At 37.6% G+C, this 13,268-nt stretch carries 13 protein-coding genes; 4 read left to right on the plus strand and 9 right to left on the minus strand.

The window, feature by feature from the left end:
• The first annotated feature begins 77 nt into the window (after positions 1–77).
• The 3 genes from I6E85_RS17285 (at position 78) to I6E85_RS17295 (ending at position 2,238) form a co-directional block, all read left to right on the plus strand.
• On the plus strand, positions 78–497 hold the full coding sequence (locus I6E85_RS17285) for a MarR family winged helix-turn-helix transcriptional regulator (RefSeq protein ID WP_024591031.1): 420 nt from the start codon (positions 78–80) through the stop codon (positions 495–497).
• Between the two features lie 80 nt (positions 498–577).
• The gene (locus I6E85_RS17290; protein WP_007377584.1) at positions 578–991 is read left to right on the plus strand and encodes a S24 family peptidase; all 414 of its coding nucleotides are present in this window, start codon (positions 578–580) and stop codon (positions 989–991) included.
• On the plus strand, positions 979–2,238 hold the full coding sequence (locus I6E85_RS17295) for a Y-family DNA polymerase (protein WP_101163508.1): 1,260 nt from the start codon (positions 979–981) through the stop codon (positions 2,236–2,238). Before I6E85_RS17290 ends, I6E85_RS17295 begins: the two co-directional genes overlap by 13 nt.
• A gap of 20 nt (positions 2,239–2,258) precedes the next feature.
• On the opposite strand, the gene I6E85_RS17300 is transcribed toward I6E85_RS17295, so the two are convergent.
• The 5 genes from I6E85_RS17300 to I6E85_RS17320 all read right to left on the minus strand — a co-directional run bounded on the left by I6E85_RS17300 (position 2,259) and on the right by I6E85_RS17320 (position 4,455).
• Positions 2,259–2,720 carry a hypothetical protein gene (locus I6E85_RS17300; protein WP_101163507.1) on the minus strand — a complete coding sequence of 154 codons (462 nt, stop codon included), beginning with the start codon at positions 2,718–2,720 and terminating at the stop codon, positions 2,259–2,261.
• Positions 2,721–3,167: 447 nt separating this feature from the next.
• Positions 3,168–3,686: a DUF4240 domain-containing protein gene (locus I6E85_RS17305; RefSeq protein WP_197237181.1), complete on the minus strand. Its 519-nt coding sequence runs from the start codon at positions 3,684–3,686 to the stop codon at positions 3,168–3,170.
• Positions 3,686–3,877 carry a YwbE family protein gene (locus I6E85_RS17310; RefSeq protein ID WP_007583223.1) on the minus strand — a complete coding sequence of 64 codons (192 nt, stop codon included), beginning with the start codon at positions 3,875–3,877 and terminating at the stop codon, positions 3,686–3,688. Before I6E85_RS17310 ends, I6E85_RS17305 begins: the two co-directional genes overlap by 1 nt.
• A 68-nt stretch (positions 3,878–3,945) precedes the next feature.
• Positions 3,946–4,227 carry a hypothetical protein gene (locus I6E85_RS17315; RefSeq protein ID WP_024591034.1) on the minus strand — a complete coding sequence of 94 codons (282 nt, stop codon included), beginning with the start codon at positions 4,225–4,227 and terminating at the stop codon, positions 3,946–3,948.
• Positions 4,228–4,242: 15 nt separating this feature from the next.
• The gene (locus I6E85_RS17320; RefSeq protein WP_007583226.1) at positions 4,243–4,455 is read right to left on the minus strand and encodes a hypothetical protein; all 213 of its coding nucleotides are present in this window, start codon (positions 4,453–4,455) and stop codon (positions 4,243–4,245) included.
• Positions 4,456–4,555: 100 nt separating this feature from the next.
• Between I6E85_RS17320 and I6E85_RS17325 the strand changes: the two genes are divergently transcribed.
• Positions 4,556–5,365, plus strand: coding sequence for an ion transporter (locus tag I6E85_RS17325; protein WP_007583228.1), 810 nt, complete (start codon positions 4,556–4,558; stop codon positions 5,363–5,365).
• 87 nt (positions 5,366–5,452) lie between these two features.
• Here I6E85_RS17325 and I6E85_RS17330 read toward each other — a convergent pair whose 3' ends face one another.
• From I6E85_RS17330 to I6E85_RS17345, 4 genes are all read right to left on the minus strand, one after another.
• Positions 5,453–6,577 (minus strand): DUF748 domain-containing protein, encoded by a 1,125-nt coding sequence (locus I6E85_RS17330; protein ID WP_024591035.1) that lies wholly within the window; start codon positions 6,575–6,577, stop codon positions 5,453–5,455.
• Positions 6,578–6,928: 351 nt separating this feature from the next.
• Positions 6,929–8,818, minus strand: a complete 1,890-nt coding sequence (locus I6E85_RS17335; protein WP_231388446.1) for a bifunctional diguanylate cyclase/phosphodiesterase — start codon at positions 8,816–8,818, stop codon at positions 6,929–6,931.
• Positions 8,819–9,156: 338 nt separating this feature from the next.
• Positions 9,157–10,296 carry an aspartate-semialdehyde dehydrogenase gene (asd, locus tag I6E85_RS17340; RefSeq protein WP_024591037.1) on the minus strand — a complete coding sequence of 380 codons (1,140 nt, stop codon included), beginning with the start codon at positions 10,294–10,296 and terminating at the stop codon, positions 9,157–9,159.
• Positions 10,297–10,516: 220 nt separating this feature from the next.
• Positions 10,517–13,219, minus strand: coding sequence for a TonB-dependent receptor (locus tag I6E85_RS17345; RefSeq protein ID WP_197237182.1), 2,703 nt, complete (start codon positions 13,217–13,219; stop codon positions 10,517–10,519).
• Between the last annotated feature and the right edge of the window lie 49 nt (positions 13,220–13,268).

Below are 13,268 nucleotides of genomic sequence, written 5' to 3' on the forward strand. Positions count from 1 at the left end.
TATTGCACAACGCCCCATTGGTTGATAAAATCAACTACAACAAGTTAATTGACTTTGTCAACTATATTGAGAGTTCTATGAATACACCTTTATCAAATACGCTGTTTGAATTAATGCAAAATTACCGTGTAACAATTCGTGAAGCAATTAACGCAGGCGAACTTGGTATTAATGCTATGCACGTACGCTGCATACATATTATCGCGAACGTAAATAACTGTACGGCTAACGATATTGTTACTAAAACGCAGCGCGACAAAGCGCAAATAGCACGTTTAATTAAAGATCTTATTGGCTTAAATTTAATAAGTAAACAGGCAAGTGAGCACGATAAGCGCTGCTTTATTTTATCGCTCACAGAGCAAGGTAAAGTTCTTTTTGATAAGTTGTTAGCCTCAGAGCAGAAAATAAATAATCAAATGTGTAAAAACTTAAACCCTCAACAAATCAAAGACTTTTTAGATACCGCACAACAAATGATCAAAAACATGGATTGATCAGCCATACATTCTTGGCATAACTTACACAAAACGCATATACTGTACACTTATACAGTGCATGCGTTTTAGGTTGTGTTATGTTTGTCATTCCCATTTATATAGAAGCAGGCGTGTGTGGTTTTGAATCCCCCGCAGCGCAGTACACCGAGCTAGGTGTAACCCTTGATGAGCTTTTAATAAAGCATCCAGATGCTACGTTTATTGGTATTGCATCGGGTAACTCTATGCAAGAAGTCGGAATTTTTGAAGGTGACTTATTAGTTATCGACCGTGCAGAGCCGGTAAAAAATGGTGACGTTATTGTTGCTAACTTAAATGGTCTTTTTGTATGCAAACTGCTTGATAAAACCAATGCGCGGCTGCTTTCAGCTTCTTCTTTACATAAGCCTGTACAACTAACCTCTGCAGACGAGTTTCAGCTCGAAGGCGTAGTAACGCTATCAATAAGAATGCACAGGCAAAGCCCAGAGTTACTAAAATGTATGCCTTAGTTGATGCTGTGTCATTTTATGCCAGTGCCGAAAAAGTATTCGACCCTGCTATTCGATCCAAACCCGTGGTTGTACTTACCAATAACGATGGCTGTGTATGCGCTATTTGTCCTATTGCTCGGCGCTTAAATATTCCTAAATTTGGCCCGTACTTTAAAGTTAAGCATTTGCTTGAGCAAAACAACGTTGTTATTCGTTCTAGCAATTACGAGCTTTATGCTGATTTAAGCGACAAAATGATGAATATTATTGGCCGCTTTTGCGATACACAGCACATATACAGTATTGATGAATCGTTTTTGCACTTTAATGGCTACACATCATTAATTAAAGACTGGCATGAATACGGCCATACAATAAGGCGCACAGTATGGCGCGAAACAAAGCTTCCTGTGGGTGTTGGTTTTGGCCCGACCCCTACTTTAGCAAAAGCCGCTAACCACGCCGCTAAAAAGCTCAGTGGTTTTAATGGTGTAGCAGTAATAAATAACGAGCAAACTCGCCAAGCTATTTTACAAAGAATGAGCTGCGAAGATGTCTGGGGAATAGGCCGGCGACTAGCTAAAAAGCTTAAAATAATGAATATACACACCGCTTGGGATCTTGCTCAGCAAAACCCTAAAGCAATGCGCCGTGCATTTAGTGTGGTTGTTGAACGTACAGTAAGCGAGCTTAACGGGATAACATGTTTAAACTGGGATGATGTACGACAAGACAAGCGGGAGATTTATTCGACCCGTAGTTTTGGAGAGCGCATATGCGAGCCAACAGCCCTTAAAACGGCGCTAATTAACCATGTAACCACAGTGGCTAATAAACTAAGAGTGCAACGTTCGCTCACTCACCAGCTTTATATTTTTGCAGCCAGTGGCGCGCACGAAAATAGATATTATAAAAAGTCGTTTGTGTATAAGTTCCCCTCACCCACTAACGACACCTGCGTGATGGCTAATGCTGTATCTGAGGTATTTGATCAAATATACCAACCTGCAGTTAGGTTTTACAAGTGTGGTGTAGGCGCTTTAGAACTTACGTCACAGCAATTTCAACAAAGTGATTTGTTTAACCAACGTACTGACAACCCACAATTAATGAGTTGCCTAGATGCTATAAATACACGGTATGGGAAAGGAATGCTTAGTTTAGCTAGTAGTAAATTAAATGACCGGTGGCACATGAACCGTGATTTTTTGTCGCCGCAGTACACCACGCGTTGGCGCGATATCCCTAAAATATACTGCGAATGATTTGCTACTTACTAGATGCTTTATTTACTTTCATCTGCTTTTTTAAATGTGCACTCTACACTAGGTTCGCTTAATGTGTATTTTAGTGTGTTATCAGCTAAAAACTTGATACTTTGACTGATTGTTTTTTCGTTTGCAGGGTTTTCACAACGGCTCATTCTTAAACCGTTTTCAAGGCCATCACTTTTATATTTAAGCGTACTGGTTATAAAACAAAAGTTTGGTTTTTTAATAGTGCGAGTACCATTGTGGAGCGATCCAAATACAATTTGTTCTCCAAGTTTAAAACCTGCACTTAAATCACTTTCGTCTGTCAAACTCAAATCGCTATTAACGCATAACCCTGAATTGGTCGACACAACTTCGTATGTCCCCAATTTTGACTTTAAAAACGGTATAAATCGTGTTTTATTACTCGGCTCAGAAAAAGCATTTGCACTTGTAAAAGCGACAGTTAATAAAGCGAGTGTTAAATATTTCATTTCGTGGGTGTATCCTCGTGAGTCAGCGTGTTAAATAATAGCAAAATGCCTAATCACTTAGCTTTTATAACTTTTAACAACTATAACAGAGATTTACTATAAAAGGAGAGAAGTCGTATTACAGGAGCAAGCGCGTGAGTAGGACGCGGAAGCTTTGCTCGGTTTTTATTATTCTTACATGGATGTAAGCCATTAGAATAACGCAGGAGCAGTTGTCGAGCCCACTAGGTTACAAATGTCGCGCCGCGATTAAATCCTTCTTGGATTGAACAAATTCAACCACCAAAGGTAAACATGCCCTAGATACTCATTACAAACCATTTTGTTGTTAAGCACTTTATTTAATACGTACTTAAACAACAAAACGATTTATACCAATGCGCCTAATTGTAAGGGTCAATTGAACTCATTAGATTATTTAACTAGTTATACGAATTGGTATTTATTTTATTGCCAGTACTTTGCAAATAATAAAGGGTAGCTTTGCTTTAAAAACTTAGGTTTGTCTTTAAAACGTTTACCTTTGGGCTCATCACTGCCAGAAGGGATAAACGGCAATTCGTCTTCGTTACGTTCTTCAAATAATAAACCGGCTATTAAGTCATACTCATCAATGTACGGATAAGGCTGCTCGTTTAAGTAATAAACAGGTGTACACTGCGCTATAGAATCAGCATTTTCTAAGGCGTTTTCGAATACTGTTTTACCGCGCGAAATTAACCAACATCTAAATTCGCTAAAGCCGTAATAGTCGTTACATCCAGCCATCACAAAGGCGGCACCAAACAAATCCCAGGTAAAACACTTACGCATATGTATGCCAAAATGCTTATCAAAATCAATAAGGTGTTGATCGCTTAAATCATTAAGTTTAGTTTTTAGGCTATCGCTCACACTTTGCGGATCGAGCCCTAAATCAGGCGTTGTTACTAATTCCCAAAAAGCCTGTTCTGTTAACGCTGCCATTATAAAATCTCTTTTACTCGGCCAACTTGACCATCTTCTAAACGTACTTTAATGCCGTGTGGGTGATTTGGTGATTTTGTTAAAAGGCGCTCAACAACACCCTCAGTTAATGTGCCGCTGCGTTGATCTTCTTTTAATACAATATTTACTGTGGTACCTGGTGAAATTTGCGAACGCGTAGGAACAGCCATAATTTAAACCCTAAAAATAATTTATCTAATTATAACGTCCATGTGCTATCAAACCAACAAAAGCTCTGTTAATTGGCGGAAAATGAAATATGTGCTGGTTTTGCGTTCAACTTAATAACTGCTAACTCGTTAAGTATAATAGCTGTTAATTCGTTAAGTTGCGGTTTTGCACTTTCAAGGGCTATATCATCGTTAAAATAGCACTGTACTTTTAACGTATTGGCCTCGTTATTTAAATCGATGGTATGCGTTAGATAATCAAAACCAATTACGCTTTCTTTTATTGCCTCGCATGCATTAGTAAGTGCTAGTCGAATGTGCTTATCGCGCTGCTTTTGAGTTTTAGTCATAAATATAAAGGTTACTTATTTAGTTTCTGCTTGTTGCTGTTTTTTAAACTCTTCGTAGTTAGAGTCTTGTTTATCTAGGCATTCGTAATATTCTTTGTCGGCTTTATAGTTACATTCATCAAGGCGCGCCGATTGAACTTCATGAAAACGCGCGTCAGAGCTACAACCAGCTAAAACACATAATCCAACAATAAGTAATGCGCTACTTTTTAGTTTATTGATAAACATTAAATTTCCTTACACTTTCTATATCGAAAAAGCGTTAAATTATTACAATATTATTGTATATTAGCGCCATAAAATCTTAATCTCCAAAGGATCTATTTCTATGATGTCGCAGTTACAAAAGTTGTTTCAGCGTATAGACAAAAGCAAGATATTTCAATCATTTGTTATAGCTGTAATTATTGTTTCTGCCCTGACAGTCGGTGCGCACACTTACTCACTACATCCTACCGTAGAGCTTGCTCTAAATTGGATGGACGTTGGCATTACCGCATTCTTTTTAATTGAACTAGTAATCCGCTTTATTGCAAGTAAAGGCATAAAACACTTTTTTTCTAAAGGATGGAATATATTCGACACCATCATAGTATTGGGCAGTTTATATCCTGCTGCTGGCTCTACTATGTTAATTGCTCGTCTACTTCGCATATTTAGAGTACTGCGATTGGTATCGATGATCCCTGAGCTGCGCTTATTAGTTAACTCATTACTTAAAGCCATTCCACAAATGGGTTATATAGCCCTATTAATGTTTGTTATTTTTTATATATACGCTGCAATGGGCAGCATGATGTTTGCTGAAATAAACCCCGTACTTTGGCAAGACGTATCAATCTCAATGCTTACCTTGTTTAGGGTGGCGACGTTTGAAGATTGGACCGACATAATGTACGAAACAATGGCGGTGTACGAACTAAGCTGGATTTATTACCTTACGTTTATATTTTTAACCGCATTTGTATTTTTAAATATGATGGTAGGTGCCATTTTAGAAGTTATGAGTGAGGAGCACCGCAAAGCGCGAGAAGAGCTCGCAGACGACAGCTCATTACCTGCAACGCAAGGGCAAGTAAACGAACTACAATCCCAAATTGCTGAGCTTAAAGAGCTATTGAGTAACCGCAAAAACTAATCTGATAAGAGTACTAAAGCACCCACTTAAAGTTTAAAAAGTGGGTGCAATTTAAAGATCTAATTGAAATAGAATTACCAAAGAGCTTTAATTTTCCTCGTTATCAGGTTTTTCATCCGTATCTTCAAAAGAAATAACGTTATCTACTTTCATTTTAAACGCATCAAAAAATGCGTTTTCTAATACCGAAATCACAGCTTGAAAAGTCGAAACATCCGTATTATCTAGTTGTCCCTCTATAGGAATACGTGCAGCAACAAGTTTTGACTCATCGTTTTCGAGTATAGAGCCCAGTAAATCAACACTGCCTTCAAATATGGCCGTACATATGCCGTCGTCATCTTTTTCTATATCTTCGCGCCACGAGAACACACTCAAGTTTTGAACGCCCGCTTTTACATAACCATTTAAGTTATTGTCTTTAGCTACAAGTTCCATAGCGCCATCAATGCCACCCGCTTCAATATCAAAAGGCGTGTATACCTTAAATACAGTGTCTAAATTTTTAACAGAGAAACGCTGTACCTCTGCGTTAAAATCAAAATTGGCTTGTTTGCTAAAGGGATCTAATTTGCCATCAAGCTTTAATCCGGCCTCCCCCATTAATGCACCTTCTACGCTTAGAGTAGTCACTAGTGTTTTTGATAGGTTTTGCGCGTTGGTTATATTTTCAATTCGAGCGTTGATATTTGATATAAAAGTGGGTTTTTCACCACTATTCGTTGAGTTAACTAAAGTTAATTTGCCTTGCTCAATTGTTAAGGTATCAATAGAGAACAGTACTAAATTATTGGCGAGCCCTACCCAAGTAGTTTCGTCTTTTACTTGTTTATTTTGCTCAGAGGCATTGGGGTCTTTATCATAAATAACTATTTTAGGACGCGTGAATGCCATATTTGTTACTAAATTACCCTTTAAAAGGGCTGACCACGCGAGTGAAAAATCGAGAGTTTGAATACTCAGCAAAGGCTTAGGAGCTGAAGTTGCATCAACAGCGTAAATTTCAACGTCGTCAATCGCGTAGGCACCGCGATATAAAAACAAATCTACATCACCAACATGCCCCGTAACACCTTGCGTATGTTTTAGCTGATAATTTACGTACTGCTGAAGCGCATAAGGTGCGGCTATTCTGGCAATAATAATGACTAATAAAATAACCGCTAATGAGTTAAACCATTTGCTTTGAAATACATTAGAAACCGAGCTCATTGTAATTTCCTTTACCTAATACTTTCAAATGAGCATTTTAAACATGTAAGAATTACGCAAAATTGTAATAACACTACGTAGATCGCATTTAAAATACATCGTTGGTAGCCTCATTGTAGCTAAACAGGCTAATCTACTTATTAAAAGCAAAGGTTATACCACTTTAAGAGTGAACGATGAATATGAAGATTCAAAAGTACGAGTAGGGAAATATTCTAAGGTAGTAAAATGCAATATAGATTTTAAGTTTTTCTGAAAAAATGATGTAAATCCAGTATTTAAAATAAGACATTGCTGTAAAATGTAATTTATACAGCAATGCTTAATTGAATATAAAGCGAGTGTATCCCTTTAATTTATAAGTGAAAATGCTTGATCAAATCTAACTGGTTTACTGAATATAAAACCTTGATACTTATCAATTTGTAAGCTTTGTAATAACGTTAACTGAGCTGTATTTTCTACGCCCTCCGCTATTACTTGGCAACCAATCATATGCGACATGTTAGTTACCGCAGATACAATACTTTTATCTTTTGAGCACTCACAAATATTATCAATATAAGATTTGTCTATTTTAATGTAATCAACTGACAGCTCTTTTAAAACCGATATAGAAGAAAACCCAGTACCAAAATCATCAATAGAGATACGCACACCGGTATTTTTTATGGCCGTAATCACTTTTGACAAATACGGTAAATTTTTAATCATCACTGTTTCTGTTATTTCTAAATGCACATTGTATGGTTTAACAGCATATCTATTTAGAAGAGCAACTAAAAAATCTAAAAAATTATGGTTTTCTAGTTGCAACACCGACACATTAATCGACAATCCAATCTTACTATTCACAGCGTTTAACTTACTTAAACTCGCAATGGCTTGCTCTAGTACAAATTCACCTAATATATTAATTTTTCCATATCGCTCTGCAATATCTATAAATTCTGAAGGGGGAATAAATTCATCATTAAACTGCCAACGAAGTAGTACTTCAAACGTGGTTATTTCATTTGTACTTATATCAACAATAGGTTGATAACACAGATGAAAGTCACCTTTTTCTACGCACTCTTTAATTGAGCTACGAAGTACTTCTTCTCTTTTAAGCGATTCATGCATTCGCTCGTCAAATACCGATATTTCATTACGGCTTTTCTTACCTTCATACATAGCAACATCAGCATATTTAATCGCGTCTTCAAGGTTAAAATTTTCACGCGTAAAATACAGCCCAACTTTAAAAGAAGGGTTTACTTGATAGCTATCCATGCTTACTGTTTTCGTTAAAGTTTTAACTAATCTAAAAACACAGTCAAAAAGTTCGTCTTCGGTGTTACTACGAGAATAAAAAATAAACTCATCCCCTCCCCAACGACAAGCAATAAAATCGCCTTGAGTTTGCGTTTCAACTAATCGTTTACCTGTTTGGGCCAGCACAAAGTCACCAAAATCGTGACCGTATTTATCGTTGATGATTTTAAAGTCATCCATATCTAAAAATAAAACGGCTTTAATATCATCATTTTGATTGGCTAAATCAAGTTCGACATTAGAAACAAAGCTCCCTCTATTAAACAATTTAGTTAAATTGTCTTTTTGCTCTAAAAGGATTATTTGTTCGGTACGAAGTTGCACTTCGTTTTCTAAGTTTTCAATAAATTGATCTAACTTAAGTTCATTATTAATTGATGACTTTACATCTTTGGCAGAACGTACAGCAGTAACAAAACACAAAATAAACCATAAAACGAGCCCTAAAATACCTAGTACATTCTCATCTTCAATAGGCTGTAAAAGTAATAAGATACTAAAAGGAACCAGTAAACAGGTTATATACGACAAGGAGGAACGAATATCAGAAGCTAAAACATTTACACCGCCACCAGCAAGGGAGCTAAAAACAACGAGTGATACAAACTTCTCCTGCATTTGCATATTTTCATAAAATAAAATGGGGAAAGCAGCCCATGTTAAAGCCGTTAATAATAAACCTATAAAATACAGATGATATTTAAAAGCATGGGTGTTGTTAACAAATACATGGCTGGCTATTCGAAGTAATGAAATAAATGATAATGTAAAAAGCCAGTAAAGTTTTTCTTGCGAGGCGCTGTGGTTAATACTGCTAAAAATAAGAAAACAAGAAACAACCGTGTTTATAGCAATTGCAGAACTAAAATAGGAGCTAACAAATGCTAATCGCTTATTGGCAAAGTTATTTATGTGAGAGGTCATTAATGTTACTTGAATAGGCTGTTGCACAATGTAAACAGTTTACTTAAGTTCAATAATAAACAACAGTGAACATTCATAAAAAAGTATTGTTTAAGCCTCTTAAGCGGTTTTATAAGCCATTAAACTAAAAAGGGCTGGCAAATTGCCAACCCCTTTTGTTAATACTGATTATATATTATACCAATTCGCTTAATTAAGTGATCTATTTTGAGAGGAGAAAATCGTGTCGATAACAAGGCAAAAATTTCGTTATTTAGTTGTTCTATATCAGAAATATTTAACGTAGTTAGCGTCAGATTTAACCCCTCAAATTGATTAAGTATTATTGCGAATTGGTATTACTCACCATTAACAATTATGCGTAGCATACGACGAAGTGGCTCTGCCGCTCCCCACAAAAGCTGATCGCCTACTGTAAATGCGCTGATGTATTTTGGCCCCATCGCTAATTTACGAATACGGCCAACAGGAATGCTTAAAGTGCCTGTTACTTTAACGGGTGTTAAGTCTGTTGCGCTAATTTCACGCTCGTTAGGAATAATCTTAACCCACTCGTTATGAGACGCTAAAATTTCTTCAATTTTTTCTACGCTAATATCTTCACGTAATTTAATGGTCATCGCTTGTGAGTGACAACGCATAGCGCCAATACGTACACATAAACCATCAATTGGCACTGGTTGCTTAGAAGAACCTAAAATTTTGTTCGCTTCAACCTGTGCTTTCCATTCTTCTTTAGACTGACCGCTTGGCATAGGTACGTCAATCCACGGGATTAAACTGCCCGCTAATGGCACACCAAACTGGTCTTGTGGTAAGTCATTTGACGCCATTGTTTCGCTTACTATTTTATCAATTTCTAAAATAGCAGAGCTTGGGTTATCTAGTTTATCTGCAACACTTGCATGAATAGCGCCCATTTGTGCAATAAGCTCTTTCATATTTCGTGCACCAGCGCCCGAAGCCGCTTGGTAAGTCATTGGGCTTACCCACTCAATTAGGTCTTGCTCAAATAAACCACCTAATGCAAGTAGCATCAGCGATACAGTACAGTTACCGCCCACAAAGGTTTTAACGCCTTGCGCTAAGCCTTGTTCAATAACATCTTTGTTTACGGGATCCAGCACTATAATGCTGTCCTCACTCATACGCAGTGCTGAAGCTGCATCAATCCAGTAACCATCCCAACCCAACTCTCGAAGTTTTGGATATACCGCATTGGTGTAATCGCCGCCTTGGCAAGTAACAATAATATCCATTTTAGCAAGTTCGCTAATGTCACTTGCATCTAGTAATGGTTTTGCGTCGCCTGCTATATCTGGGCCTAGTTGACCCGCTTGTGAGGTGGTGAAAAAGGTGGTGTCGATATGGGCAAAATCACTTTGCTGCTGCATACGTTCTAATAACACAGAGCCAACCATGCCACGCCAACCGACTAATCCTACTTTTTTCATTGTTTGTTCCACTGTTTGATTCATAAAAGATGCCTTAATACATTAAAAATTAAATTCATTGCGTGAGATTTAATTTTCATTAACGCTAAACTAACACTCGTAGACGGCTAAAACTAGCGAATAAAACAGAACTTAAATATTTTTCATACTGAGCATAAACACAAAAAAGCTCTGTATTAAAATACAGAGCTAATAGATAGTGAAGTTTATTATTTCATTCCTTGAGTTTTATTTTAAATAAAGCTTAAAACTCATAGCTATAACTTAAACTAAACTCAGTGCCGGTGTCTTGTCCCCAAAGGGTAAGACCTTCTTGTTCAATTTCTTTTTCTTGGCCAAGCATATTCTTAACCTTAAAATTAACTTTAGAGTTAAAGTTAGGGAAGTAAGAATAAACTAAATCAACTGAGTGAAACGACTTTTCTTCGGCATCTTCATTACCACGTGTACCAGGTACAATTATACGAGGGCCAAACACATTATAAATTAGTGAAGTAGAATGAAATCCATCATCCGAGTCATAGCCCATTTGTAAGTTTGCAACCCACTCAGAATGACCAACTAAACGACGCTCATTGTTAGTTACAATATTCGATACTGTATCGGCCTCAAGGGCTTCTTTAAGCTGTGTTTCAAACAGTGAGTCAACACCGTCTGAATCATTAATCCCCAAATTAACACTTGAGTCAGATAGCGTAACGTTGCCTGACAAGAATGCTGAAGACCAATCTTTATTTATAAAGCCAAAGTCAGTTAAAAAATCAACTTCAATACCCGACAATTTACCCGACTGAGCATTTGCTGTTAATAACTGTGGAGATGCACCACCTACGCCCGCAAGCTCAACCATTTCAATTGGGTTTTCAATGTCTTTATAAAACAATGCAACAGAAAGGTTATTACCTGATGGCATATACCATTCAAACCTAAAATCTACATTTTTTAAATTAGAACTTTGTAAACTAGGTGATCCTCTCACCAGAAACTCAGTTAACGGGTCAACAAAGAAAGAAGAGCTTACATCACGTAGATCAGGGCGAATGGTTGTTTCACTTAAATTTAAGCGAAATTGCATTTCTTCATCCATGATGTACGTAACAGCTAAAGAAGGAAAAAAGTTATCTTCATTAATAGCTACATCTTGGATTTCTTGTAACGTATTTTCAAAGAAATTAGTATGCGCTTCATAACCGACTGATACTTGAGAAAAATCTTCCCATCGAACGCCACCAGTAAAACGCCAAGTGTTTTGATATAAGTAATCCGCCATAAAATAATAAGCATCTAATTTATGCGCTGCACTGTACTTATCACCATCAGTGGTGCCGTCATCAAAAATACCTGAGCCGGTTACACTTGCATAAAAAGCGTCATTCGCCGTGTTTTCATCAGCAAAAATATCGCTTACGTTAGAGCCGAACGAGTACTCATCGCTTATACCACGGTGCGTAATGCCAAACTTCACATTACTTGCATCACGTTTTTTCTCTGAAAAATCGCCGCCTATTTTTAACTCAAGCTCATAGCCGTCACCATAAAAAGGCATACCCATATTCCAACCAAATGTTTCAACATCGTCGTGTAATACTTGATACTCACGGGTGATATTTGTTGCAGCTACATCTTGCAGTTGTTCAGATTCAAGCACGCCATCAACTAAGTTTTGCTGATAAACAACATCTAAACCACCTGGTGCATTACGGTTTGCTCGACTTAAACCGCCATACCAATCAAAAAATAAATTATTTAGCTCTGGAAAGTTGTGCGTCCCCTTAAGCTGAGTCGAAAACATTTCGCGCTCTTCGTACGTAATATCTACTCGGCGTAATTCGGTGACACCTTCTTCGGTTTCATTTGCATCAAAGTAATCGCGGTTACGTACGCGGTCACTCATGTCATGAAGTGCAATATTAGTAAGCTCAAACTTATGGTTTGAGCTTAACTCATATCCTAAATTTAATGTGCCGCTCCAACGTACATTTTGCTCAGTCGATGTACCATCGTAATACTGGGCAAAACATTTGTCTTCACAGCCTAAGCTACCAAGGCTTGAGCCGCTTTGCTCTTGAACTACTTCCCACTCGTTATCGTAAGATACGGCTGCAAGCACACCAAAAGTACCGACCTCACTTTCAAATCTATCACCTAAGGCAATAGAGAAGTTCATAGCAGGGTCAACATCCTTTTCTGAAATACCTACATCCCAATCAAGCGATTGAATCAGGTTTTTACGCTCAGCTAACGTAGTGTTTATATTGCCCTCAAGACCAGCATCACTGGTAAGCGCAGTAGTAAACACATCCGATAATGCTCGCGAACCATCATCTCGACCCATCCAGTCATCATCACCGCCACTGTAAAAGTAACCGGTATCGCTATTAGAAGTATTGTACGATGTACCCACTTGTACTTTTAATAAAAAGTCAGAAGGAATTGATTTAGTGCGAATATTTACATTACCTCCACCAAAATGCGCTGGCATATCCGGTGAAAATGACTTTTGTACACTCAAGCTTTCAATAATTTCAGATGGAAATAAATCCAAAGGAACCACTGAGCGAGTAGGATCAGGACTTGGTACATACATGCTATTTAGCTGAGTACTAGAATAGCGTTCACCTAAACCACGCACATAAATAAATTTGCCATCGACTAACGTTAAACCAGTAACACGACGAAGTGCAGAGGCGGCATCGCCATCACCAGTACGTGATATTTGGTCTGCACCCATAATATCAGCAACAAACGCTTGGTTTTGACGTTCTTGCAGTACAGCACCCGCACTGCCCTTTAATCGTTGCCCTACAGCAACAACTTCTTCTATTTCTTGCTCTTCTACTTGCTGCTCAGCAGCCGTGGCTGTATTTACTGATAAACCAAGTAACGCAGCCATTACAGCGTAGTTTAATTTTGATAAAGCAAGTGTAGAGGGTTTAAAAGATTTCATTTTTATACTCCGAAACAAAACAAGACATTAGCCGAGCTTTCGCTCGGCT

The organism is Pseudoalteromonas sp. NZS71 (assembly GCF_015864715.1).
Taxonomy (GTDB): Bacteria; Pseudomonadota; Gammaproteobacteria; order Enterobacterales; family Alteromonadaceae; genus Pseudoalteromonas; species Pseudoalteromonas arctica.

What these genes read in the sequence shown, in the direction of transcription:
- I6E85_RS17285 (WP_024591031.1), top strand. Translation starts at nt 78, where the DNA reads ATGAATACACCTTTATCAAATACGCTGTTTGAATTAATGCAAAATTAC.
- I6E85_RS17290 (WP_007377584.1), top strand. Translation starts at nt 578, where the DNA reads ATGTTTGTCATTCCCATTTATATAGAAGCAGGCGTGTGTGGTTTTGAA.
- I6E85_RS17295 (WP_101163508.1), top strand. Translation starts at nt 979, where the DNA reads ATGTATGCCTTAGTTGATGCTGTGTCATTTTATGCCAGTGCCGAAAAA.
- I6E85_RS17300 (WP_101163507.1), bottom strand. Translation starts at nt 2,720, where the DNA reads ATGAAATATTTAACACTCGCTTTATTAACTGTCGCTTTTACAAGTGCA.
- I6E85_RS17305 (WP_197237181.1), bottom strand. Translation starts at nt 3,686, where the DNA reads ATGGCAGCGTTAACAGAACAGGCTTTTTGGGAATTAGTAACAACGCCT.
- I6E85_RS17310 (WP_007583223.1), bottom strand. Translation starts at nt 3,877, where the DNA reads ATGGCTGTTCCTACGCGTTCGCAAATTTCACCAGGTACCACAGTAAAT.
- I6E85_RS17315 (WP_024591034.1), bottom strand. Translation starts at nt 4,227, where the DNA reads ATGACTAAAACTCAAAAGCAGCGCGATAAGCACATTCGACTAGCACTT.
- I6E85_RS17320 (WP_007583226.1), bottom strand. Translation starts at nt 4,455, where the DNA reads ATGTTTATCAATAAACTAAAAAGTAGCGCATTACTTATTGTTGGATTA.
- I6E85_RS17325 (WP_007583228.1), top strand. Translation starts at nt 4,556, where the DNA reads ATGATGTCGCAGTTACAAAAGTTGTTTCAGCGTATAGACAAAAGCAAG.
- I6E85_RS17330 (WP_024591035.1), bottom strand. Translation starts at nt 6,577, where the DNA reads ATGAGCTCGGTTTCTAATGTATTTCAAAGCAAATGGTTTAACTCATTA.
- I6E85_RS17335 (WP_231388446.1), bottom strand. Translation starts at nt 8,818, where the DNA reads ATGACCTCTCACATAAATAACTTTGCCAATAAGCGATTAGCATTTGTT.
- asd (WP_024591037.1), bottom strand. Translation starts at nt 10,296, where the DNA reads ATGAATCAAACAGTGGAACAAACAATGAAAAAAGTAGGATTAGTCGGT.
- I6E85_RS17345 (WP_197237182.1), bottom strand. Translation starts at nt 13,219, where the DNA reads ATGAAATCTTTTAAACCCTCTACACTTGCTTTATCAAAATTAAACTAC.